At 60.1% G+C, this 22,450-nt stretch carries 23 protein-coding genes; 21 read left to right on the top strand and 2 right to left on the bottom strand.

Annotated elements, in window-relative coordinates:
* The first annotated feature begins 74 nt into the window (after positions 1 to 74).
* The 9 genes from PI93_RS11690 (at position 75) to PI93_RS11730 (ending at position 9,607) form a co-directional block, all read left to right on the top strand.
* The gene (locus tag PI93_RS11690) at positions 75 to 1,073 is read left to right on the top strand and encodes an NAD-dependent epimerase/dehydratase family protein (protein ID WP_052240573.1); all 999 of its coding nucleotides are present in this window, start codon (positions 75 to 77) and stop codon (positions 1,071 to 1,073) included.
* A 3-nt stretch (positions 1,074 to 1,076) separates the two neighbouring features.
* The gene (locus PI93_RS11695) at positions 1,077 to 1,487 is read left to right on the top strand and encodes a RidA family protein (protein WP_039368871.1); all 411 of its coding nucleotides are present in this window, start codon (positions 1,077 to 1,079) and stop codon (positions 1,485 to 1,487) included.
* A 47-nt stretch (positions 1,488 to 1,534) separates the two neighbouring features.
* A complete protein-coding gene (locus PI93_RS11700) occupies positions 1,535 to 2,890 on the top strand; it encodes an MFS transporter (RefSeq protein ID WP_080759121.1) in 1,356 nt (451 codons plus the stop codon).
* Between the two features lie 36 nt (positions 2,891 to 2,926).
* Positions 2,927 to 3,679, top strand: coding sequence for an SDR family NAD(P)-dependent oxidoreductase (locus PI93_RS11705; RefSeq protein ID WP_052240572.1), 753 nt, complete (start codon positions 2,927 to 2,929; stop codon positions 3,677 to 3,679).
* 534 nt (positions 3,680 to 4,213) lie between these two features.
* Complete coding sequence (locus PI93_RS11710; RefSeq protein WP_039368869.1) at positions 4,214 to 5,290, top strand: porin; 1,077 nt, start codon at positions 4,214 to 4,216, stop codon at positions 5,288 to 5,290.
* Between the two features lie 168 nt (positions 5,291 to 5,458).
* Positions 5,459 to 6,793, top strand: coding sequence for an MFS transporter (locus tag PI93_RS11715; RefSeq protein WP_080759119.1), 1,335 nt, complete (start codon positions 5,459 to 5,461; stop codon positions 6,791 to 6,793).
* A 204-nt stretch (positions 6,794 to 6,997) separates the two neighbouring features.
* On the top strand, positions 6,998 to 7,798 hold the full coding sequence (locus tag PI93_RS11720; RefSeq protein ID WP_039368862.1) for a 2-keto-4-pentenoate hydratase: 801 nt from the start codon (positions 6,998 to 7,000) through the stop codon (positions 7,796 to 7,798).
* A gap of 116 nt (positions 7,799 to 7,914) precedes the next feature.
* Positions 7,915 to 8,688: an alpha/beta fold hydrolase gene (locus PI93_RS11725; RefSeq protein ID WP_080759118.1), complete on the top strand. Its 774-nt coding sequence runs from the start codon at positions 7,915 to 7,917 to the stop codon at positions 8,686 to 8,688.
* 205 nt (positions 8,689 to 8,893) lie between these two features.
* Positions 8,894 to 9,607, top strand: coding sequence for a GntR family transcriptional regulator (locus PI93_RS11730; RefSeq protein WP_052240570.1), 714 nt, complete (start codon positions 8,894 to 8,896; stop codon positions 9,605 to 9,607).
* A 30-nt stretch (positions 9,608 to 9,637) separates the two neighbouring features.
* Here PI93_RS11730 and PI93_RS11735 read toward each other — a convergent pair whose 3' ends face one another.
* Positions 9,638 to 10,342: a GntR family transcriptional regulator gene (locus tag PI93_RS11735; protein WP_158453292.1), complete on the bottom strand. Its 705-nt coding sequence runs from the start codon at positions 10,340 to 10,342 to the stop codon at positions 9,638 to 9,640.
* Between the two features lie 281 nt (positions 10,343 to 10,623).
* Here PI93_RS11735 and PI93_RS11740 point away from each other — a divergent pair, with 281 nt between their 5' ends.
* From PI93_RS11740 to PI93_RS11765, 6 genes are all read left to right on the top strand, one after another.
* Positions 10,624 to 11,865 (top strand): Rieske 2Fe-2S domain-containing protein, encoded by a 1,242-nt coding sequence (locus tag PI93_RS11740; protein WP_224786234.1) that lies wholly within the window; start codon positions 10,624 to 10,626, stop codon positions 11,863 to 11,865.
* A 61-nt stretch (positions 11,866 to 11,926) separates the two neighbouring features.
* Entirely contained in the window at positions 11,927 to 13,150 is a 1,224-nt protein-coding gene (locus tag PI93_RS11745; RefSeq protein WP_158453293.1) for an NAD(P)/FAD-dependent oxidoreductase, read from the top strand.
* Between the two features lie 63 nt (positions 13,151 to 13,213).
* Complete coding sequence (locus PI93_RS11750; RefSeq protein WP_039368854.1) at positions 13,214 to 13,636, top strand: VOC family protein; 423 nt, start codon at positions 13,214 to 13,216, stop codon at positions 13,634 to 13,636.
* Positions 13,637 to 13,644: 8 nt separating this feature from the next.
* Positions 13,645 to 14,586, top strand: a complete 942-nt coding sequence (locus PI93_RS11755) for a 2-hydroxyacid dehydrogenase (protein ID WP_039368851.1) — start codon at positions 13,645 to 13,647, stop codon at positions 14,584 to 14,586.
* Between the two features lie 18 nt (positions 14,587 to 14,604).
* A complete protein-coding gene (locus PI93_RS11760) occupies positions 14,605 to 14,922 on the top strand; it encodes a non-heme iron oxygenase ferredoxin subunit (RefSeq protein ID WP_039368850.1) in 318 nt (105 codons plus the stop codon).
* A 3-nt stretch (positions 14,923 to 14,925) separates the two neighbouring features.
* Complete coding sequence (locus PI93_RS11765; protein WP_236105591.1) at positions 14,926 to 16,260, top strand: Rieske 2Fe-2S domain-containing protein; 1,335 nt, start codon at positions 14,926 to 14,928, stop codon at positions 16,258 to 16,260.
* Here the strand turns inward: PI93_RS11765 and PI93_RS11770 are convergent.
* On the bottom strand, positions 16,224 to 17,213 hold the full coding sequence (locus PI93_RS11770; protein WP_052240567.1) for a LysR substrate-binding domain-containing protein: 990 nt from the start codon (positions 17,211 to 17,213) through the stop codon (positions 16,224 to 16,226). The two genes, PI93_RS11765 and PI93_RS11770, sit on opposite strands and share 37 nt — an antisense overlap.
* Positions 17,214 to 17,482: 269 nt before the next feature.
* Here PI93_RS11770 and PI93_RS11775 point away from each other — a divergent pair, with 269 nt between their 5' ends.
* The 6 genes from PI93_RS11775 to PI93_RS11800 all read left to right on the top strand — a co-directional run bounded on the left by PI93_RS11775 (position 17,483) and on the right by PI93_RS11800 (position 22,273).
* Complete coding sequence (locus PI93_RS11775; RefSeq protein WP_039368845.1) at positions 17,483 to 18,469, top strand: DODA-type extradiol aromatic ring-opening family dioxygenase; 987 nt, start codon at positions 17,483 to 17,485, stop codon at positions 18,467 to 18,469.
* An 89-nt stretch (positions 18,470 to 18,558) separates the two neighbouring features.
* Entirely contained in the window at positions 18,559 to 19,383 is an 825-nt protein-coding gene (locus PI93_RS11780) for an aspartate dehydrogenase (RefSeq protein WP_039368844.1), read from the top strand.
* A 9-nt stretch (positions 19,384 to 19,392) separates the two neighbouring features.
* The gene (locus PI93_RS11785) at positions 19,393 to 19,692 is read left to right on the top strand and encodes a hypothetical protein (protein ID WP_144400436.1); all 300 of its coding nucleotides are present in this window, start codon (positions 19,393 to 19,395) and stop codon (positions 19,690 to 19,692) included.
* Positions 19,676 to 20,494, top strand: a complete 819-nt coding sequence (locus PI93_RS11790) for a DODA-type extradiol aromatic ring-opening family dioxygenase (RefSeq protein WP_039368838.1) — start codon at positions 19,676 to 19,678, stop codon at positions 20,492 to 20,494. The genes PI93_RS11785 and PI93_RS11790 overlap by 17 nt, the downstream gene beginning before the upstream one ends.
* A gap of 55 nt (positions 20,495 to 20,549) precedes the next feature.
* Positions 20,550 to 21,398 carry an alpha/beta fold hydrolase gene (locus tag PI93_RS11795; RefSeq protein WP_052240565.1) on the top strand — a complete coding sequence of 283 codons (849 nt, stop codon included), beginning with the start codon at positions 20,550 to 20,552 and terminating at the stop codon, positions 21,396 to 21,398.
* 227 nt (positions 21,399 to 21,625) lie between these two features.
* Positions 21,626 to 22,273, top strand: coding sequence for a hypothetical protein (locus PI93_RS11800; protein ID WP_144400437.1), 648 nt, complete (start codon positions 21,626 to 21,628; stop codon positions 22,271 to 22,273).
* Positions 22,274 to 22,450: the final 177 nt, after the last annotated feature.

Raw genomic sequence — 22,450 nt, forward strand, 5'->3', positions numbered from 1 at the left:
AATTTTGTATTCGTAACTTGCGCTTCATGGACGGTCGGGCATCCGGTGCGGGTGCCCGCTGCAAGGAGAGCGAGATGACGGTTTTAGTGACGGGGGCCGGGTTGATCGGCCGATTGACGGCGGCGGCACTGCACGCGCAGGGCGAGGCAGTCGTGCTGGCGGATGTCCGCGTTCCGGAGGAAGTGTCCGATCTGAAGGTGCCGATCGTCGGCTGCGATGTGACCGACTTCGAGCGCTTGTCCGAAGTGGTAAAGGCGCATCGCGTGACGTCTGTCGTGCATACGGCGGCGCTATTGTCGAATGCGATCCGGCGCGATCCGCTTGCCGGTGTAAAGGTCAATACGCTCGGTACCGCAAATGTGCTTGAGGTGGCGCGCCGGCATGATCTGGCGCGCGTGGTGGTGGCGAGTTCGACCACAGTGGCATATGCCGCTTTCGGAACGTTGCCCGCAGCGCCGATCCCCGAAGACTTCGCGACCCATTCCGTGAGCGAAGCGCCGGCCAGCATCTACGCGGCAACGAAGGTCGCCAGTGAGCATCTTGCACTGGCCTACGGCGCGCTATACGACATGAGCGTGATCGTGCTGAGGTACGGCGCCGTGTTAGGCGCGGGTCGGGAGGCCTCGACGAGCGTACCCGGTCGATTGCTGGGCTGCCTGCTTGACGCAGGTCGCCGCGCAACGCCAGCGCGGCTCGACGATCCTGTCTTGCTGTGGAATGGGCGCGAAGAATTCGTCGACGCACGTGACTGCGCACTCGCCAACGTGGCGGCCCTGCGAGCGTGGGCGCCGGCGCAACGCGTCTTCAATATCGCCACCGGCGATTGGTTCACCGTCGAGGAGTTCGTGGGGGTGGTCCGGGAGCGGTATCCGGCGTTGCACGTTGCGGAGGTGACATTACCGGCGGGGGGCTTTGCCGCCTTCCCGCACCCCCGGCCTGCGCCGTCGGATGTCGGCGCGGCGAGGCGTTACCTCGGCTTCAGCGCGCAGTATGCGCTGCGCGATTCCGTCGAACACTTTGCCGCCGCACACGGCGAGCAGGGCGATGGCCTTGATTTGTCCCTGCGGAGTTGAGTGATGGCACAGGTCATTCCCAGCGATCTGCCGAGTCTCGGTCAGCCGTTCTCGTGGGCGACGCGTGCCGGTGGCATAACGTTCACCGCACATGGCCCCGTGCGGCCCGACGGAACCATCGACACGGGCAGCATCGAGGCACAGGCGCAACTGACGTTCGAGAATCTGCGCCGCACGCTGGCTGCCGGCGGGCTGACGTTGCATGACGTTGCACAGGTGCTGATCTATCTCACCGACGTCGAGGACATGCGTGTGGTGGACGCGGTATACCGGACGTTCTTCGATGCCCCCTATCCGAATCGGTCCACCGTCGTGGCGAAGGCATTGGTCGTGCCCGGCATGCGTATCGAGATCGTGGCTTATGCGGCGCCGGGCGGTCAGCCTGCGTGCGCGTCAACGAATTCCCAAGTCTGACCGGGCACACCCGGCGAGACCCTCAATCACAACAGGACAGATTCCTCATGAAGCCTACCGAGTCAAGTGTGAGTGCCGCCCCATGGGCGACGGCCGATGCTGACGTCGAGCGTGCCACGATCCGCCGCATCACGTGGCGACTGGTGCCGCTGATTTTTGTTGCGTGGTTCGTCAACTATCTCGATCGCGCGAATATCGGCTTCGCCGCATTGCAGATGAATCAGGAGTTAGGCATGGGGCCGGAGATGTTCGGCTTCGCTGCCGGCATTTTCTATCTCGGTTACATCGGCTTCGAGGTGCCGAGCAACATGATGATGCATCGGTTCGGAGCACGCGTCTGGCTTGCACGCATCATGGTCACGTGGGGCATCGTGTCGGCGGGGACCGCCTTCGTGCAGACCCCACAGCAACTCTACGTCGCTCGTCTTCTGCTCGGCGTGGTCGAGGCGGGTTTCTTCCCGTCGGTCTTGTACTACCTCGCGACGTGGTTCCCGAAGCAGCATCTCGGACGTGCGATCAGCCGGGTCTACTCCGCCAACATCTTCTCGCTGATCGTGGGGGCACCGCTCTCGGCATTGCTGATCGACCACTTTCATGAGGCAAGCGGATTTTCCGGATGGCGGTGGATGATGATGATCGAGGGGTTGCCGGCCGTTTTGCTGGGAGTGATCGCCTGGTTCGTGCTCGTTGACCGGCCGTCGGACGCGAAATGGTTGAGTCCCGCGCAACGCGATTGGCTGGTGAGCACGATGGTGAAGGAAGAGGCTGCTGCGGCGACGACTGGAACCGCGAGCTTCCGCAGCGCCATGCTCGCGCCGATGGTCTGGTTGATGGGGCTGCTGTATTTCTGCATCGGCATCGGTTTCTTCGGCATCTCCACGTGGCTGCCGCAGGTCATCCGTCAGATGAGCCATTTGTCGATCATCGAGATCGGTCTGGTCAGTGCCATCCCGTTCATCATGGGGGCCATTGCGATGTTTGTGAACGCCCGGCATTCGGATCGCACGATGGAGCGTCGCTGGCATCTGGCCGGCGCGCTCGTCGTAGGTGCCGCGGGACTGGCGGGCAGCGGATTGACCTCGACCATGCCGCTGGTGTCGTTCTTGTGCATTTGCGTAGCGGCTGCGGGCCTTGTCGGGTCGCTGAGCGTGTTCTGGACGATACCGCCGACATTTCTCTCTGGCGCAGGCGCCGCGGGCGGCATTGCGCTGATCAACGCCATCAGTGGTTTCGCGGGCTTCTTCGCGCCCTGGCTGGTCGGCGTAGCGCGTGGACGCTCCACCGACTTCACGCTGGCGTTGTATTGCCTGGCAGCGAGCGCTGTGGTGGCGGCGGTACTGGCTGCGATCTTGCCCTATGGCAAGCGCAAGTCAGGGAAGGACACCAGCGCATATGCGCACTGATCGAATTCATCCGGTGATATGTGAGGAGGAGGTTGTATGACGCAAGCACTGGCGAAAGCCGCGGCAAAGGAAGTGGCTTTCATCACGGGCGGGGCATCGGGGATTGGCCGGGCCACGGTGGAGCGACTGGCCTGCGACGGGTTTCATGTGGTGGTGGTCGATCGCAACGCCGACGCCGTGAACGAGACGGTGTCGCACTTCGGCGCGCTCGGGATGAGTGTGTCGGGCGCGCCGGCTGACGTTTGTGATCGTCAGGCGATCCGTGCGGTGCTCGACGTGCACGAACGTGTCGACGTGGTGGTGTGTGCGGCGGGCATCTACACGCCGCGACAGTTCGACGAGATCGACGACGAGGGTTTTCGTCGTACCCTCGATGTGAACCTGCTGGGCGTGTTCATCATCGCGCAGGAGAGCGCACGCCGCATGGGCCCGGGCGGACGTATCGTGACGGTGTCGTCGCGGGGGGCGTTGGGCGGGCGAGGTTTCGCCGACTATGTGGCGAGTAAAGCGGGGGTTATCGGCCTTACGCGCGCGATGGCCATGGAGTTGCGGGCGAGGCAGATTGCGGTGAACTCGATTGCGCCGGGCTTCACCGACACGCCGATGACGCGGACCATGCCCCCCGATCAATACGCGGCGGCCGTGGCGCTGGAGCCTTCGGGCGCGGCAGCGGCGCCGTCGGACATCGCTCAGGCGATTGCTTTCTTTGCGGCGCCGAGCACGCGCTTCATCACGGGCCAGACGCTCTTCGTCGACGGAGGTAAGTCGCTCGGCGGACTCGGTATCTGACGGGTTGATGGCGGCGTGACACTGCGGATGGCTCGACCTTGATGCCACGCCAGTCAAAAACGAGCCTGCTTTGCGCCGACGCGTGCGGCACAAAGCAGGACTCGCAGATTATTCCTATTCCGAGCTTCCCGAGTATTGCGACGCTGTTGCCAATCACGCAACTGCGCGGCCGTCCCTAACGCCCACCGCCTCGGGAAAATCCAACAACGCGCCGGCCGCTCTGGCCCGGAACCCGCGTGAATCGCCGATCTGCCCGCCTCGGGATAATGCGGCCGGGCATCTCCAATGGCTGTGCATGATTTTTCATCGTGCATACGCGTCGATTTTATCGATTGTAAGGAGAAAAATGGCTGCCTACCTTCTCCTCACCGATTCACACACATCAATACCACTCGAATTCGTCGCTACGTTCGGCGTCCACTCGTTGACGGCACTTGCTTTGACGTTGGCGACGATCGAGTGAACTCGAATCGTCGGCCGGACCCGTCATTCCCCCTGGTCTGGGAGATAAAGCCACATGGATTGGAGATCCAGATGAAGAAAATTGCCGTCGGCCTTCTCGCACTTTCCCTGATATCCGGCCCGGCGCTGGCGCAGTCGAGCGTGACGCTCTATGGCGCCATTGATGAAGCCGTCGTGTATTCGAACAATTCCGGTGGCGCCAGCATGGTGCAACTGCTCGACAGCTATCACTGGAACACGGCATTTGGCATTCGGGGCACAGAGGACCTCGGGGGCGGGCTGAAAGTAGTCTTCGATCTTGCGAGTTACTTCAATCTGTCCAACGGCAAGCTATTCCGATCGGATACGTTTTTCAGCCGCAGCGCATGGGTGGGTTTGTCCAAGGCGGAGTACGGCACGCTGACCTTTGGGCACCACAACGATTTCTCCGTATTGCTGTTAGGCAATTCGCCCGGCTTCAATTCAACGTTCTCCCAGACCCCCGCGAACGCAGACCATATGGCGGGCGGCTATGTCAACAACTCGGCTTCCTATCGATCTCCGACCATCGCCGGTTTTACCCTCTTTGCGCTGTATGCCCTGCCGGGCGGGGCGTCGGATACCTACAACCGCGGACGAGCGCTGAGCTTTGCGGTGTCGTATGCGGATGAGCGGCTCAAAGCTGCGGTGGTTGCTACCAAGATTAACGGTGTCAATTTCACGCCTACCCTGGCAGGCATGAAAACCTTCCTCGGACAGGGTGTAACTCCCTATCGGTCCTTCGCGGTTGACTCTCAAAACATCTACGGTGCCAGCGCGTCCTACAAGATCGCCGACAAGTGGACGGCAGGATTGAGCTATACCGACGTGGCGTTCGCCGGCTTTGGCCAATATGAGTCGATCCGTAGTGCGACGGCGGACGTCGTGTACGACTTCCAACCGGACCTCAAGCTCACATTGGGGTACGGACGTAGCGCGCTAGGTTCCGGGCGTCTCTCAAATTTCAGCTTCTTTGTCGACAAGTTCCTGTCGAAGCGCACGGACATCTATCTGGGCGCGAGTTTTGTTGTCTCCTCCGGGGCGACACAATCGGCCGTTCTGTTCCCACTGACACCGTCGACGACCAACCATCAATTTGCCGTGGCCACAGGGATACGCACATTTTTCTAGCCTGAGTCGCTCTCCCGATTCGGTCGCAAGGCGCGAGTCATCGTGAGCGAGATGGCAAACGCCGGTGCGCCATCCAAAGCGCGTGGGGACGGGAATTTGATCGAAAAGCCGGAAAATAATTAGTAGTACGTCAAGAATTAAAGCTCGCCTTTATCCCGGTGACCTTTCATGTCGTCGAATTCCGGGAGAGTGCGGCGAGTCAGAGCTATTTGGAGAACTTCGATGAAACAAGGATTCAGCACTTCGGGCGCGGGTGAGAAAGCAGAAGGCAAGCTCATCAATGAGCCTTGGCGGATGGTCATTTACGCGACAATCGGGGCCGCCGTGTGCAGCACGGCCGTCATTCTGATGACGGCGGGTGTGTTCATTCGGGCATTGGGCACAGCGCTCGGTTGGGACCGAGCACAGACATCCGGCGCGCTGTCCGTCTGCGCCCTCAGTCTGGCGGCGGCAACACCGGTGGTCGGTGCGCTGATCGACCGGTTTCGCCTTCAGGCGGTACTCGTGGCTTCGTTGCTGGGCTACGGAGCCACGATCCTGGCGCTTCCGCTGATGGTCAGGGAATGGGGGATCGCCGGATTTTATCTGGCGTTTTTCCTGATCGGCGTTCTCGGTGCCGGTTCCAACACCATTGTTTATTTGCGAATGATCTCCGGTTGGTTTGACCGGTCGCGAGGCCTCGCGCTGGGCATTAGCATGGCTGGGGTTGCGCTGGGTGGGGCGATTGCCGCGCCATTGGCCGCAGCGGTGATCCAGCGGTTTGGGTGGGAGGCCGGCTACTATGCGCTGGGCGTCATTCCGATACTGCTCGGGGTGCCGCTGGGCCTGTTTCTTCTGCGTGAGGCGCCTTCGCGGGCGGGCGAGAGCGGTGTTTCAGAAGGGCGGCGCGACGCCACCGGACGAACACTCTCGCAGGCATGCGCGAGTCCGGCATTCTGGTTGGTCGGCGTTTCAGCGTTTCTCATGGCGGTTGCGATCAATGGGGCCCAGATTCATTTGGTCCCGATGTTGCTCGATCGCGGTGTTGCGCTCTCATCGGCCGCTTTCGCGACGACGGTGCTGGCGGTCGCCGCCCTTATCGGACGCGTCGTGGCGGGCTATCTGTTCGATCGCGTCTTTGCACCTCGCGCCGCGATTGCCATTTTTGCTTTGTCCTGCGTCGGTTGCGCCGGGCTGTTGGCGACCAATGCACCAGCCTCCGTCTATCTGTGCGCGGCATTGCTTGGCTTTGGGGCCGGCGCCGAATCCGATTTGTTGGGCTACCTGATTGGTCGATATTTCGGCCTGGACCACTTCGGGAAGATCTTCGGCTGGGTCTTTGCCTCGTTCATGGCGGGGTCGGCCGTCGGTCCGGTGTTGTTCGGCATGGGATTTGACGCGTCGGGCAGCTATGTCCTGCCGCTCTATTCAGCGTGTGCGGCCCTGCTGGCTGTCTGTGCATTGTGCGCCATGATGCCTCGATTTCATCCCGTTCCGGAGGCTCGCCTGGAAGGCGCTACCTAATGGGCTTGTAAGGAAGCGCGCGAATGCCGCTGTGCTTGCGAGGGCAGCGGCGCGCGCATGCATGACGGAAACTGAGGCAAGTACTGCGAACAAACCGTGCATGGCGCGTTGACACATTGCATACAGTGCACAAAACTATCGCTTCCCAATCAGACGAACTCGCACATGGCGGTTCGACATGTCAGAACGCGTTTCGGAGACAAGATGAAAGAAGTCGAGCTGGAAGGGTTGATTGCATCGAGACTGCGCGAGGCTTACACGAGCGGTCCGATTGCACCATTTGCTTCCTGCATCAACGGCGATATCGACGCTGCGTACCGGATTCAGCATCGCAATACCGATCATGCGCTGCAAGTGCAAGGCCGACGCATCGCGGGTCGAAAGATCGGTTTGACCTCGCCGGCGGTCCAGAAGCAACTTGGCGTAGATCAGCCCGACTATGGCGTTTTGTTCGACGACATGGCGGTTGTGAACACCGGAATCGTCGGTATGGCGTCCCTTTTGCAGCCAAAGATCGAGGCGGAGATTGCGTTCGGCTTCTGCGCAGATATTGACGACCCATCACTCGACATGTCCGCCCTCTTCGAGAGGATCGAATGGGTGGCGCCTGCGCTCGAGATTGTGGATAGCCGTATTGCGAACTGGAAAATCGGGATCGTCGAAACGATCGCGGACAACGCCTCGTCAGGCCGCTTCGTCATTGGCCGTAAGGTGGCATTGACGCCTGAAATCGAGCTTGTGAATTGCCAGATGCGTTTGCAGGAGAACCGGCAAGTCGTATCGACAGGAAGCGGGGCAGCGTGTTTGGGCCATCCTCTGCATGCGACGCTTTGGCTGGCCAGGAAGCTGATTGAGGTCGGGCATCCCATCAGGGCAGGGGAGCTGGTACTCAGCGGCGCACTCGGGCCCATGGTGAACGTCAAGCACGACAGCACCTATCTCGCGGCCATCGAGGGGATCGGCGAAGTCTCCGTTCGGTTCGGATCCAGCCCCGAATCACGATAGGAGGCCATATGATCGGTTCGTCCAGACGTTATTCGGGCTGAATGGGCCGGGCCGCAAATCACGACGTGGTTGGACAGATCATTTGATTCAGAAGATTCAGAAATCGGGAGGGGAGTTTGCCATACCTAGATCATCGAGAAAGCCGGCTGTATTACGAGGTGCACGGTAGCGGTTCGCCCGTGGTGCTACTGCATGGGGTAGGCGGAAATCACGCGAGTTGGTTTTATCAGGTCGCGGCGTGGCGCGCGGAATTTCAGGTCATTCTTGTGGATGCCCGAGGTTTCGGAAAATCCACGGATGCCGAACTCGCCGGACGCACTGAGTTCACCAACGATCTCCTCGCCGTTTTGGATGCGCTCGATTTGCAACGAGTGTCGATCGTCGCCCAGTCGATGGGGGCCGGCACCGGCATCGATTTCGCTTGTCGCCATCCTGAGCGCGTTGCCTCTCTTCTGATTGCCGATTCTCTGGTGGGCATTGCGTTGCCTGAGCCGATTGCGCGGCGAATGGCGAAGGTGCAGAGCGAAACGAGCGGACTTTCGCAGGCGGCACGCGTGCTTGGTCGGACGTATCTGTCCCATTCTCCCGCGATGACGGAGTTGTACCTGCAGATTGCCGGATTCAATCGCTACACGGTCAAGACGCTGGTGGGTGTCCAGCCGTCCTACTCGCCCGAACGGATCGTCGCGACAGGCACACGTATCGGCTTTCTCGTCGGCGAGGAGGATGTGCTATTTCCGGCGGGAATCGTGTCCGACGTTTGCGAGTGCTTTGCCGGCGCGGAACTGATCACGCTGGCGGGCGCCGGTCACTCGGCATACTTCGAGGCACCGGATGCGTTCAATTCGCGTGTCGCCGATTGGCTCAGAAAGTGTCCGGCAATCAAGTGAATGGCAGTAGGCAAAGCGCGCTTGCGGGATTGACCGGGGTCCGAGCTGCCGGGGGGCAACTTTCTGTTACCCCGGTCAATCTCGCGGCGCACCCGGCCGAGCACATCACTGCGGTCCGCGTCGAGCCGTTGACGCAACGAAGGAAGGGAGGCGTCGACGGGTTCATTCGCCTCAAGGCGTCATTCAACGTAGGTTTCTGGCGGCTATGGCAACTTCACAGGACCTCGGGCAGCGACTGCGAGACAGGATCTATGACGCAATCAGGGATCTCGTCGAGCGTGGTCAATTTCAGCCCGGTCAACGATTGACGGAAGTACACCTGGCCGAGCGGTTTGGCGTGTCGAGGACGCCTGTGCGCGAGGCGCTGTTTCAGCTAGCGCGAGAAGGTCTTCTGGAGCCATTGGAGCGGGGTTATGGGCTTAGAGACATGCCAATGTCGGCGCTGCTTGCCCGACTGGATGTCAAGTATCTTCTTGATCCCGTGGTGGTATCCCACGCGATTGAAACCGGATCTCGCGCGCAGATTGGGCGTCTCTGCACCTTGGCAAACGATGCAAGACATTTGCTCCTCGCCGGACAATCGTTGTCTGCTTCGGCCAGCGCCGTTCATGACTTGCAAAAATGCCTGGGTAGCGCATGCAAGAACGAGGTACTTGCACGGTGTTTCGGGGTTGCCGAGGACGATTTTCTCGCTGCCCGGCCGCTATTGTTGCGCCCGGTGAAGAATCGTTTGATTACCGCAGATTATCTGGAATTGCTCCTTCGAGACCTGGCCCGGCGGGACGGGGTGGCAGCCGCGGCGGAGACACGCACCTATATCACCAGACTAGAAAAATCCTGCCGCATGCAAATAGGGGCCGTTCCGGACATTCCCAATGCAGAGCCGACCGACGCGGGTACGGCCCACCTTGGCGTTTGAGGCTGGGGTGGGGCGACGGCGAAAAATGCTTTATGTCCGCTTGGCGGAGGTCGCTTTCGCGCTTGGCTTTCGGGGCGCACGTTCCGGTGCCTGAGCATGCGTTTTAATCAGCATCTCGACGTAGTCCTTGGCGGCGCGTCCCGCACCTTTCACATCGCGTGAGCGAATGGCGTCGAGCAGCAAGCCGTCGCGATGGACTGAGATAGCCCGATTCCCTTCATCCTTGTAGTGTTCGTTGCGCACCAGCAGGAACTGGTCCTCGAGCACGGCGCACACGCGCGTGAGCGCAGTGTTGTGGCTCATGTCGAGCAGCAGGGTGCGGAACTCGTGTGCGGCCGAGACAAACGCCGAATACTTTGACGACGCTTCGGCCTTCTTCATCTTCTCGTAAGCACTCGCCAGTGCCTCGATCTGCTCGTCGGACCCATACTTCGCAGCATGTTCGGCGAGAGGCGGGTCGAGCAGGAGTCGGACCTCCATTCGCTGCAAGAAGTCCTTGGGCGTATCCGTCATGAGCGAATACCCGCGATCGGTCCGCACAACCAGGCCTTCCCGTGCCAGTTGGAACAGCGCTTCTCGCACGGGCGTGCGGGAAACACCGTATCGCTCGGCCAGGTCCAACTCAACGAGGCGCGATCCCGCAGGGATGGCGCCTCCGTGCAAATCTTCCCGGAGCAACTGATAAATCTGATCGCGCAGCCGATCGCTCTGTACGACTCTACGGGTAGCACTCATGAGGTTGTGAAATTGGTGGGTTCGCAGCGATTCTACGACGAAATCAGCGCGCATATCGGGGTATGAGACGGGATTCCGTGTCATTCCCTCAACACATTCGCTGGGCTCATGCATAGGTGAAATTCAAATCGTTTGTTGAGCGCAGAACGTCGCACTAGGATGACAATCGCATTGAGTCGCAGTATTGACGTCGCCCGCACGCAACGACAAGTTTAATTTTCATTGCATACGGAATGCAATAAGGCGATGAAACCGTCAAACGACCACCAGGCCTAGTCGCCATGCGGCAGAAGGTGGCAGCGGTGATTGACCATGATTCATTGCATACAGTACGCAAACAACCTAGATTGGAGACGCCCACAATGAGTGAGCAGGCACATTTTGTAGACGAAAGTCTGCTGAACAAGGTACCCCGCTGGCGCAACTATCTCGCCGCGAAGCTGGGTTTCCGGAACCATTGGTATCCGGTGAAACTCTCCAGCGATGTTCTTGAGGGGAAAGTGAGCCAGGCGACGGTGTGTGGCGAGGAGATACTTCTCAAGCGGGTTGACGGGGAAGTCAAAGCGATTCGTGACCGGTGCCTGCACCGTGGCGTGAAGTTCTCCGAGAAGATCGAGTGCTATACGCCGGACACCATCACCTGTTGGTACCACGGCTTCACCTACAAGTGGAACGACGGCAAGTTGTGCGACATCCTGGCGTCGCCCGACAGCAAGGCCATCGGCCGACGCAACGTAAGAAGCTACCCGGTCCAGGAGGCCAAGGGGTTGGTTTTTGTCTTCGTGGGCGATGAAGGGTTCGAGGCGCCGCCGCTCTCGGAGGACGTGCCCCCGACGTTCCTCGACGACGATTTGGAACTGCATTGCGCGATTTACGAGGTCGAGTCGAACTGGCGCGTAGGGTGCGAGAACGGCTTCGACGGCTTGCATGTGTACATTCACCGTGCCTCGGAGCTTGTCCCCGACACCCAACGATCGCTGCCGATCGGGCATCTCGCGAAGTCGGGCGATGTGGTGGTGCACGAGCAAGACGGTGCCCCGAAAGGCGTCTATGACGCGTTTGCCAACCATACGAGCATTTGGGAAGGGAAGGTCGATGGCCAGGTCGTCGTCACCGGCACGAAACGGGTGTCGGAAAAGCCGACCCGAACCACGGCGGCGTCGCTTTGGATGCCTTGTGGGCTACGCGTGGACGATTTTCCGGATCAGGACATCACGCAATTCGAGTTCTACGTTCCGGTGACCGAGTCGCAGCATCTCTACGTCATGCTCGTCGGCAAGCGCGTCTCGACCGAAGATGAGCGAGCGCACTTCAATCATGAGTTCTGGAATCGATGGAAGCCCATTGGTTTCGAGAACTTCAATGCTCAGGATATCCAGGCGCGACTGGCCCTGCAGACATTCTACAAACGCGATTCTGCCTGGCTCGACGAGATGCTGATCGAGGGCGATTCTCCGCTTATCAAGTGGCGCGAGCTTTGTCATCGCCACGCGCGAGGCATTCAGAAGCCGGAACACATGTGAGCGATCGAGACTCCATGGCGCGAGGTAAGCAATGACAAATACACATGAGAACGAGCCGATTGTGATCATCGGCGCGGGAATCGCCGCTGTCTACGCCGCCGAAAGCGCGCGAAAGGCAGGCTTCGACGGCCGAATCATCCTCTGCGGAGATGAGGGGGAGGCGCCTTACGATCGTCCCCCGCTTTCCAAAAAGGTGTTGCAGGAGACGGGGGAGGCAGATCGCATTTCGTTGCGCGACAGCGCCTTCTACGATGCCCATGACATCGATCTCCGCCTGGGCAATGCAGCTCAACGTATTGACCGGGAGGCGCGTCAGGTCACGTTCTCGGACGGCACGTCGCTGGGATACGGCACGCTTGTCCTGGCGACGGGATCGTCGCTGCGCACACTTGCACAACTTCCTCCGGAGATGCCGCGCGTGTTTTATCTGCGCCGGATTTCCGATGCTGTCGCATTGCGAGACGCGCTGCCGAACCTGCGCAAACTGGTAGTGGTTGGCGCGGGGGTCATCGGCCTTGAAGTGGCGGCTGTGGCCAACGGTATGGGGATTGAGGTGACCGTACTTGAAGCGGGTCCGCGGCCGATGGCGCGAGCGACCTGCGCCGAGGTTTGTGAGTTCGTGGTGAAACAGCACGAACAGCGAGGGGTGCGCATTCGCACCGGGATCTCGATCATGGAGGTCACCGAACTGCCCTCGGGCTATCGCCTTGGCTTGTCCGGTGGCGAATCCATCGATGCCGATGCGGTCATCGTCGGCATCGGCGTCGTCCCCAATGTTTCGCTCGCCAGTTCTGCGGGGCTTGAGACCTGCGCGTCCGGGATCTGCGTCGACGGGCAGGGGCGAACATCCGATGAGCACATCTATGCCGCGGGCGAAGTGGCTTTTCACTTCAACGCCCGTATGGGTCGGGCGGAGCGGCAAGAGAACTGGCATCACGCGGTGGCGCATGGCGAGCATGTAGGGCGGTCCATCGTGTGCGGAGGCCCCGATTACGAGGAAATCAGCGGCTATTGGTCCGATCAGTACGACTTCAGCCTCCAGTCGTTTGGCGTCTCGATCGGCGAGCGGAATATCGTTCGCGGTGATCCGACGGCCGGGCGATTCATCGTTTTTCATATGGAAGGCGACGTGGTGGCCGGCGTCAGCTCGGTGGGCGCACCTCGCGAAATGCGGGTAGGCAAAGCACTCGTGAGATCGGCGGCCAGCGTTCCTGTCGCTGTGCTTCAGGATTCAAGCATCGACTTGGCCAAGTGGCAGTCAGCCGTTGAGCACAGTGCGCCTTAGTTCGCGCGCGACGACGGTTCGATATTTCTCACAGCCGACCTGTAGATCATTTGGAGAACACAGATGCAGTCTGAATTGAGGCCTTTCCACCTTGCGTTTCCCGTCGACGATCTTCAAAAAGCCCGCGAATTTTATGCGGGCGTGATGGGGTGCCCGGAAGGGCGGAGTTCCGATCACTGGATCGACTTCGATTTGTTTGGGCACCAGATCGTCACTCACCTCACCCCGAAGCATGAGCCTGCCGCTTGCAACGAGGTGGATGGAACCGCCGTTCCCATTCCCCATTTCGGGGTGGTGCTTTGCATGAGCGAATGGACCGAACTGGCCGAACGTCTGCGCGATAGCGGGGTGGAGTTCATTGTCGAGCCTCAGATCCGCTTTCAGGGACAGGTGGGCGAACAGGCCACGATGTTCTTCCTTGATCCGTCCCGAAACGCGCTGGAGTTCAAGGCGCTCGCGGACTTGGGCCAACTCTTCGCAAAGTAGGGGGCGCAATGCGAATTCTGTTCGGGATGACCGGCAAGGAGACCGGCCCCTGGCTCGACGCGTTGCGAAACGCGTTGCCGGATGCCGACGTGCGGGAGTGGCGCGTCGGGGATGGGGGGCCGGCCGACTATGCGTTGGTCTGGAAGTCGGCCCCGGATGTCCTGCGTCATCGGCCCGGTCTGAAGGCCATCTTCAACGTCGGAGCGGGGGTCGACTGGATTCTCGCCGCCGTGGCGAGCGATCGGCATCTGGTGGACAGCGACACGCCCGTTTACCGAATCGAGGACGCGGGAATGGCGTCGCAGATGGTTGAGTACGCCACCTATGCGACGTTGCGGCACTTTCGGCGTTTCGACGAGTACGAGCGACAACAGCGCGAGGGCGCTTGGAAGCCGTTGGCCGTTCACGCGCCCGGCGACTTCATTGTCGGGGTTCTGGGTCTCGGTAGTCTGGGCGCGGCCGTCGCGGGGCGACTGGCGTCGTTTGGATTTCGTGTGCGTGGCTACAGCCGGTCGCCGAAATCGCTGGACGGGGTGCAATGCTTCAGCGGCCAAGGCGACTGGGAGCGGTTCGTAGATGGCGCGCATGTGATCGTCAATCTCCTCCCGAATACGCCGCAGACCCGCGGGGTACTGAACGCCCAGACATTCGCACGACTAGCGAAGGGCGCGCACGTCGTGAATCTGGCTCGGGGGGAGCATCTGGTCGAGAGGGATCTTCTCGCGGCGATCGAGCAAGGACAACTCTCAGGGGCGACCCTCGATGTGTTCATGCAAGAACCCCTTCCCAGTGACCATCCCTTCTGGAAGGAGCCACGTATCTCCATAACGCCGCATATCTCGGCACAGACGCGGATGGTGGAGAGCGTTGAGCAGATGGTGCGGAAAATCGGTGAGATCGAACTCGGCGCCACGCCTACGGGGCGAGTGGATCTGCTTCGCGGATATTGAACGGAATAGGTCAGTCTTATGGAAAAGAAGATTTTTTTGTGTCGCAAGGCCGATGTGCCGAGCGAGAGTGTGATCCAGGTCTGTCCGAAAGAGGTCGACGATGGGCTCGCGGTCTATCACGTCGACGGAAAATTCTACGCGACGGAGGATCTCTGCACGCATGGGATGGTCGCCTTGTCGGGGGGCGATCTGCAAGGCACCACCATTTTTTGCCCGCTCCATGGCGGGGCATTCGACATCTGTTCAGGGAACGCGGTTGAAAAGCCGTGCACGGTGCCGCTCAAAACCTACCGCGTCATCGAGGAAGGCGAGGCGCTATTCGGTCTTATTGAATGACATATGGCCTTTGGCGAACGCCAGGCAGGAAGCATCGGTTCAATTTCTGAGGGGAAACGTATGTTCAGTAAGGAAGACAACGAGCGGTTGTGTCGAGTGGGCGCGGACACGCCGATGGGCAAGACATTCCGAAGCATGTGGATGCCGTTCCTGATGCCGGAGGAGTTGCCCGGGCCGGACTGCCCGCCAATTCGCGTTCGTTTGCTCGGGGAAGATCTGGTGGCGTTTCGCGATACCCAGGGCAAGATCGGCTTGCTGGATCGCTATTGCCCTCATCGTCGAGTCGATCTCTTTTTCGGACGTAACGAGGAGTGCGGACTTCGCTGCGTGTACCACGGTTGGAAATTCGACGTCTCCGGTGCGATCGTCGACATGCCGGCGGAGCCGGAAAATACGCGGATGAAGGCCGATACGCGGATCAAGAGCTATCCGGTCATCGAGTGGGGCGGCGTCATCTGGGCATATATGGGGGACCCCGAACATATGCCGGCGCGGCCGCCCGAACTTGAGTGGGGATTGGTGCCCCCCGATTTCCGCTTCATCACGAAGCGCTTGCAACGCACCAATTACGCTCAGGGCGTGGAAGGGGGGATCGATTCCAGCCACGTCGGCATTCTCCACAGCCACCTCGACGCGGCGCACCCCGAATTGCCGTTTCGTCAGCGGCAGGTTTCCCCGAACCTCGCCATTCCGTATCTGGCATCGGACACGGCGCCGAAATTCTTCGTTCGCCCGACGGACTATGGCATGGCCATCGGCGCGCGGCGCAATGCGGGCGATACCTCGTACTACTGGCGCGTGACGCAGTTTCTGGCACCGTTCTATACGATGATTGCGCCGATTAAAGAGGGACGCGCCTATATGGGGCACGCGTGGACGCCAATTGACGACGACAATTGTTGGGTGTTCACCATGACATGGAACAGCGACCGCCCGTTGAGTCAGGAGGAGCTGGACCACGGGGCCGTCCATTCCGATGTGATGAACGACGGGTCATATCGTCCCCTGGTATCCGCGGATACGGACTACGGCATTGACCGCCTGCGCCAACGCCTTCATAGCTCCACGGGCATCGAGGGGATCGGCATGCAAGACACGGCGGTTCAGGAAAGCATGGGGCCTATCGTGGATCGCTCGCGCGAGAACCTGGGTTCAGGCGATGCCGCCATCGTCGGGTTCCGTAAGGCACTGCTCAAGTTGGCGACGCAGTTGGAAACGGCAGGCGTGCTCGATGTCGCGCATCACCCCGAGTGGTATCGGGTTCGTTCGACTGCCGCAATTCTTGAACATGGCGTCGACTTTCAGGCCGGCACCGCCGCCGCCACGACGGTTGCCTGATCGATTTCGTTGCGCAAGCGACTGGCTTCGCGTACAAGCCAGTCGCACAGCAAGCGAACCGCCTCATCTTCCTGCGCCCCTTCGCGCATCAGCAAGTGATAGGCCCCCGCGCTAGGCACCTCGCCAAGCGCAGGGACCACCAGTTCATCACGTCCCTCGAAGTTCTCAAGGAGGGCCCTGGGTACCAGGGCCACGCCCTTTGCATCCTTCACGGCCTGAAGGGTGATGAAGAAGTGCCCAAAATCAAGCGGGTTTGCGTCGTCCGGGACCCGCAGTCCATGGGCCGCTAACCAGTCCGGCCACGCGTGCCTGCGGCTCGCCGTATTGATCAGACGGTATTGAAGCAGGTCGGCAGGCGCGTTGATCGGGCCCACGGCGTCTATGAGGCGAGGTGACACGACGGGTACGAGAATATCCGGGAACAGGGGTTCGACATAAATGTTCTTCCAGTTCTCGGTCATGTCGAGATCGATGCGCGGCGCGTGCCGCTCGTATCGTTGTCCGGGAAGTTTTCCGACGCGGATGGCAACGTCCACCTTCTCGCTATGGAGATTCACGGGTTCGATCGACGAAATCAGCCGGACTTCGATATCGCGATGCGCTTCGGTGAATTGCGCGAGTCTGGGCATGAGCCAGCAGGTAGCGAGGGTTGGCAGGACATCGAGCGTGACGACGCGGTGCGTGTCCCGCACCGCCCGACGCGTCGCCATCGAGATGATGTCGAGCGCCTGTTGAACGGATCGAAAGTACTCCAGTCCAGCCGGTGTCATCTCGATTTTTCGCGTCAGTCTGACAAACAGCTTCTGTCCGAGAAAACTCTCGAGCAGCCGAATCTGCCGGGAGATTGCCCCCTGGGTCAGATGCAGCTCTTCTCCGGCTTTGGTAAAGGACAGATGCCGCGTGGAAGCTTCAAACGCGCGCAGGGCTAGCAAGGGGGGGAGACGATAGCTCATATGACGTACCAGGTTCGATGTGCTTGAAGTGGGGCTCCGAGGCAGCTTCTTTTCACATGACGCATTACCAAATGCACGCCCCCGACGCAGAAAAAATCGTTTGTTGAGGGGACGGCGTGCTCCTACCATCGAGACTCGTATTCGACAGGCCTCGCGGGTTCGAAATACCAAAAACGAGCATCGGCGATGGTCTTGGGCCTTGATTTACCGGCCACTTACGGATCCCACTGTATACAGTACTCAATGGTCTTGATACTAGAGAAAACGCTATGGCAAAAATTGTGATGGGCATTGGTTCCTCCCATAGTCCGACCCTGCTGATGAAGCCTTCCGCATGGCTGGCGCGTGCGGCGACCGACGATCAGAACTTCTTCGTGCTTCACGATCATTCCGGCGCCCGGGTGAGCTATGGCGAGCTGCTTGAAAAGGCCGACCCGGCGATCCTGGACGAGATCACGCCTGCCAAGCTCGAACAGCGGCACCAGCAGAATCAAGCGGCGGTGGCGCGTCTCGCCGAGGTGCTTAACCAGGTGAACCCTGACATGGTTGTCATCATCGGCGACGACCACAAGGAAGTGTTCCACGATGACAACATGCCGGCACTTTCCGTGTATTGGGGCGAGACCATTCCCTATCGCCCGACGGGGATCATGAAGTGGAAATACGACCCCGATCTCGACCAGGCGCTTTGGTATCCGCAGGATCACAGGGACTATCCCGTGGCGTCTCAATACGCCGAGCGTTTGATCCGCGGCATGATGGATGACGGGTTCGATGTCGCGCAGTCAAAGTACTTCAAAGATCAGCAGGCAATGAGCCATTCGTTCGGCTACGTCTATTACAAGCTGATGACCGAGAAGATCTACCCATCGATTCCGGTCAGCATCAATACCTATTACCCGCCAAACAACGTGTCGCCGTTGCGCGCCTATCGGATCGGACAGTCGATCCGCCGCGAAATCGAATCATGGAGCGAAGACCTTCGGGTCGTTGTCATGTCGACGGGCGGGCTCAGTCACTTCGTTGTCGACGAAGCGTTCGATCGACATTTTCTGGAACGGCTCGCCGCCGGCGGTCCCGAGATTCACGCGGAACTGCCGTTGCAAAAGCTGCAATCGGGGAATTCCGAGTTCCGTTGCTGGTCGGCGCTGGCCGGTGCCGTCGACGGCATGACAATGGATTTGATTGATTACATCCCGTGCTATCGGAGTCCTGCGGGAACCGGTTGCGCGATGGCCTTTGCGACCTGGTCGTAAAGCGACGTGCTCAGGTCGGGTCGCGCAAGACATGCCATCGGCACGACCCGTCGTATCTCCCTTGAATAAGAAGATTTGGACAAATAGCGATGCAAGCAAGGACAAGCGGTCAGACAAGACGAGTGGGCGTGGCTGTGCTGGGAACCGTAGGAAAGTCGATAGCGAAGGCGCTTGACGAAGGCATTCCGGGAATCGAGTTGGTCGCCGTTGCGGCACGGGATGTCAAAGTCGCTGCCGAATGGGCGGCTTCCTTACGGAGCCGTCCCGCCGTCACCGGCTTTGGTGAGATGGCCGAAATCTGCGATGTCGTGATCGAATGCGCGCCCGCGCATCTTTTGCCGGAGATCGCAGCGCCTGCGCTCAGATTGGGAAAGCAGGTTGTCGTCCTCAGTTGTGGCGCACTTCTCGACAACGATGATCTCATCGACATCGCGCGTGAGCACGGTGGGCAAATCGTGATTCCCACCGGCGCTTTGCTGGGCCTGGATGCGGTGACCGCCGCGGCCGAAGGCCGAATCATGTCGGTGAATATGGTGACGCGCAAGCCGGTCAAAGGGCTGTTGGGGGCGCCTTATCTTGCCCAACAGGGGATCGTGCTGGACGGCATCGCCGAGAAGACGCGCATCTTTTCCGGCACGGCGAGAGAGGCGGCCAAGGGCTTCCCGGCGAACCTGAATGTCGTGGTCGCGCTTTCGCTGGCGGGTATCGGGCCGGACCAGACGAAGTTGGAAATCTGGGCCGACCCGGACATTACCCGAAACATGCACACCATCACGGTTGAGTCGGATGCGGCGCTGCTGTCCATGTCGATCGAAAACATACCGACCGACAATCCCCGGACGGGGCGGATTACCGCGCAAAGTGTCCTGGCACTCCTGCGCAAGATGACGTCGCCGATGCGCGTCGGAACGTGAGGCATCACGATGAGTGCTCTACGCCGTCCTCCTGTGGAACTGCACCGGCTCATTAGCGAACTCGTGCATCGTCCCGAACTGGTCGCCGCATTGCGTGAAGATCCCGACAAGGTGCACGAGGCGTTCGGCATTCCGTCAGATCAACGCGTGCAGTTGAGCGCCGATCCACGCAAAGCCCTCCGTGATCTTGAGGTCCACCCGAACTTGCAGTTCAAGTACCTCGGCGCGCGCGGTCTGTTGACGCTTGCCCCGGCGTCGATGGCTCCATTTCTTGAAAGACGAGGTTTTGGTGATGGGAAAGATTGTTAGCGCGGCGGCAACCTCTCATACATTTGGTGTGGCAGATGGGGTAGAGGCTCAGGCGCAGCGCATATTCGACGGCATTGACCGAATCGGTCATGCCATTCGGGCGTCAAGGCCGGATGTGATTTTGATGGCGACCAGCGACCATCTCGTCAATTTCTCTCTGGATTTTCAGATTCCGCTGGCCGTGGGGATCTCGGATGCGTGGTGCCCTTATGGCGATCTTGGTGTGCCCCGGGAGCCGTTCCCCGGACACCGCGAGTTCGCCACCGAGCTTGTCGCGTTTGCGGCAACAAAGGACTTCGACCTTGTTGCCGTGGAGAACGTCAAGCCGGATCACGGGCTCGCCATGCCGAACGCGATCATCAATCGCGGGATGCATATCCCTGTGGTGCCCATCTACATCAATACGGTGATGGCCCCGTCTCCGACCTGTGCGCGCAGTTACGCGTTGGGAAAGGCGGTGCGCGAATTTGTGGAGACCGCTCGGCCGGAGCAGGAGCGCGTTGCGATTGTCGCGACGGGAGGGCTGTCCCACTGGATTTGTTTGCCCGATTCGGGACGCGTGAATGCGAAGTGGGACCTGGCGTTGATTCAGCAGATCGTTACCGGTCGTGGCGCCGAGCTAGCGGGGTTGTCCTTCGACGCGATCATGAAGGACGGAGGGAACGGGGGGCTCGAGATGGCCACGTGGGCCTTCATGGCCGGTACCACGGGAGAGAGCGTGGGTGAACTGGTCTATTACGAGGAAATGACTGCCTGGTGGACCGGAATGGGGGGCGTACTCATGCATCTGGATGATGCTTGATGTGCATCGATAGACAACATTGTGTCCCACTGAAATCTAGGAAGAAGATCTGATAATGAGCTACCCCAATCTGCCTGCGGACGTTCAGGCTGCAAGTCATGTCGTCGACGTTGATGGAATCAAGACCCACTATCTTGACGTTGGGCACGGCGACCCACTCATTTTGATTCATGGTGGCGGCGCCGGCGCGGATAGCTGGGGCAACTGGCGAGGCTGCCTGGCGGCTTATGCCAAGCACTTTCGGGTGCTGGCATACGATATGCCCGGCTTCGGTCGTTCCGCCAAGCCATCGCCCGACGCGTATGAATACACGCAGCAGAACCGCAATCGTCACCTGCTTGGATTCATCGACGCGCTGGGTCTCGGCCGTGTCAACGTCATTGGAAATTCAATGGGCGGGGCGACTGCGCTTGGTCTGGCCATCGACCATCCGGAGCGGGTCGAAAGACTGGTGTTGATGGGAAGCGCCGGACTGAATATCGCCAACCCGGATCCGTCGTACATCAAGAACCTGCAAGGCTACGACTACACGCTTGAGTCCATGCAGCGCATCATGCGCGCGATGGTCGGATCTCGCCACGTCGTCGATCCGGAGGTGGTGCAGTATCGTCACCAGATCATGCAGAACGAAGACGCTCGGATCGCGATTCAGCACATCACCCGATCAAAGCTTACGTATGAGCGCGAGCAGATCGCCTCCGTCAAGACGCCAACGCTCGTTGTCGGTGGCAAGGAGGACAAAGTGGCCGTGCTTGCGCGAACGTATGGTTATCTGGAATTGCTTGAGAACTCCTGGGGATTTGTCGTACCTCACGCAGGGCACTGGGTGATGATCGAAGCGCCGCAGGCGTTCGCGGCAGTCACGCTGAACTTCTTGTTGGACGACGCGTTCGGTGCGTGCTGATCTTTGGGAGGCTAGGCTGATCTAACTGCGTTGGACATCATGGCCGCGAGGCAATGGGCGCTTAGTGCACAGGTCCTGGCGCTGACATTGCAGGGGCGAGGCGCCTGACTGTCATCCGTCAAATCATGGATATCGGAACGCGCTCACTTGCCATAATATTGGGCGAAATCCAGTGAGGGGAACCGATGCGCAGAGCGATATTCCTAAGTTTGCTTGCTGTGTCGACAGTGGCATTTGCTCAAGGTAACAATTGCGATTGCCAGCAATACGTCGGTTCGTGCGAGGCAGCGATCAATGTCGTGCCGACATCGGCGACGAAGGGCTCATACGGCGCCGAATTGCAGATACGTTCCACGGCGCCGCAATGCTCGAAGGTCGACTATTACGTTGATGGGACGCCCTACTTCACCATTCTGAGTCAGGGAAATCAGGCGGAAGATCGAATCTTCGGACAAAAGCCGCTCTCGCGCGCAAATGTCTCAGGCGTGAGCTGTCGGCTATGCCGGCGTACCGATGCGTCGGTGCCCAGTCAGGGAGGTGCGCCGACGTCAGCCACATTGGCCATTGCTGGCCGTTGGCATGCGCCGGCGTGTCCAGGGGCCGCAGGCTGGTGGGGTAGCGGCGGGGCACCGCGCGATGTGACGGTGTCATTGGCGCTGAACGGCACGATGGTCTCAGGCACGTTAAATGAACACAGCGCGGATTACTCGTATTCGGCGTCCTTGTCCGGATCGCTGTCGTCAGGCACGGCAAAGTTGACCAGTAGCGTAGGCAGCACGCACGACATGACCTTGTCCTCCGATCAACAGACGCTGACCGATCGTTGGTGTAACAAGGATGGCGGGTGTGAGGCGTGTCAAATGACGCGGCAATGATCGGTCAAATGTGCAGACAGGCGCGCCACTGTGAGTCGATCACGACGACGACGCTCGGTTCGGCGATTACGCGTGGCGTTTTCCGGTGCCGGTTCGCCTTGCGCGCGGCCTTGAAACCTCCGCGATTTCCTCCGCTTCGCGGCCATCGAGCCGCAGGGCACCCGTCTTGCAACGGTG

Origin of the sequence: Pandoraea fibrosis (assembly GCF_000807775.2) — a bacterium.
GTDB lineage: Bacteria > Pseudomonadota > Gammaproteobacteria > Burkholderiales > Burkholderiaceae > Pandoraea > Pandoraea fibrosis.

Bases quoted from the DNA above. Each gene is read 5' to 3' on its own strand.
- PI93_RS11690 (WP_052240573.1), top strand. From the start codon at position 75: ATGACGGTTTTAGTGACGGGGGCCGGGTTGATCGGCCGATTGACGGCG.
- PI93_RS11695 (WP_039368871.1), top strand. From the start codon at position 1,077: ATGGCACAGGTCATTCCCAGCGATCTGCCGAGTCTCGGTCAGCCGTTC.
- PI93_RS11700 (WP_080759121.1), top strand. From the start codon at position 1,535: ATGAAGCCTACCGAGTCAAGTGTGAGTGCCGCCCCATGGGCGACGGCC.
- PI93_RS11705 (WP_052240572.1), top strand. From the start codon at position 2,927: ATGACGCAAGCACTGGCGAAAGCCGCGGCAAAGGAAGTGGCTTTCATC.
- PI93_RS11710 (WP_039368869.1), top strand. From the start codon at position 4,214: ATGAAGAAAATTGCCGTCGGCCTTCTCGCACTTTCCCTGATATCCGGC.
- PI93_RS11715 (WP_080759119.1), top strand. From the start codon at position 5,459: ATGTCGTCGAATTCCGGGAGAGTGCGGCGAGTCAGAGCTATTTGGAGA.
- PI93_RS11720 (WP_039368862.1), top strand. From the start codon at position 6,998: ATGAAAGAAGTCGAGCTGGAAGGGTTGATTGCATCGAGACTGCGCGAG.
- PI93_RS11730 (WP_052240570.1), top strand. From the start codon at position 8,894: ATGGCAACTTCACAGGACCTCGGGCAGCGACTGCGAGACAGGATCTAT.
- PI93_RS11735 (WP_158453292.1), bottom strand. From the start codon at position 10,342: ATGAGTGCTACCCGTAGAGTCGTACAGAGCGATCGGCTGCGCGATCAG.
- PI93_RS11740 (WP_224786234.1), top strand. From the start codon at position 10,624: ATGCGGCAGAAGGTGGCAGCGGTGATTGACCATGATTCATTGCATACA.
- PI93_RS11750 (WP_039368854.1), top strand. From the start codon at position 13,214: ATGCAGTCTGAATTGAGGCCTTTCCACCTTGCGTTTCCCGTCGACGAT.
- PI93_RS11755 (WP_039368851.1), top strand. From the start codon at position 13,645: ATGCGAATTCTGTTCGGGATGACCGGCAAGGAGACCGGCCCCTGGCTC.
- PI93_RS11760 (WP_039368850.1), top strand. From the start codon at position 14,605: ATGGAAAAGAAGATTTTTTTGTGTCGCAAGGCCGATGTGCCGAGCGAG.
- PI93_RS11765 (WP_236105591.1), top strand. From the start codon at position 14,926: ATGGCCTTTGGCGAACGCCAGGCAGGAAGCATCGGTTCAATTTCTGAG.
- PI93_RS11770 (WP_052240567.1), bottom strand. From the start codon at position 17,213: ATGAGCTATCGTCTCCCCCCCTTGCTAGCCCTGCGCGCGTTTGAAGCT.
- PI93_RS11775 (WP_039368845.1), top strand. From the start codon at position 17,483: ATGGCAAAAATTGTGATGGGCATTGGTTCCTCCCATAGTCCGACCCTG.
- PI93_RS11780 (WP_039368844.1), top strand. From the start codon at position 18,559: ATGCAAGCAAGGACAAGCGGTCAGACAAGACGAGTGGGCGTGGCTGTG.
- PI93_RS11785 (WP_144400436.1), top strand. From the start codon at position 19,393: ATGAGTGCTCTACGCCGTCCTCCTGTGGAACTGCACCGGCTCATTAGC.
- PI93_RS11790 (WP_039368838.1), top strand. From the start codon at position 19,676: ATGGGAAAGATTGTTAGCGCGGCGGCAACCTCTCATACATTTGGTGTG.
- PI93_RS11795 (WP_052240565.1), top strand. From the start codon at position 20,550: ATGAGCTACCCCAATCTGCCTGCGGACGTTCAGGCTGCAAGTCATGTC.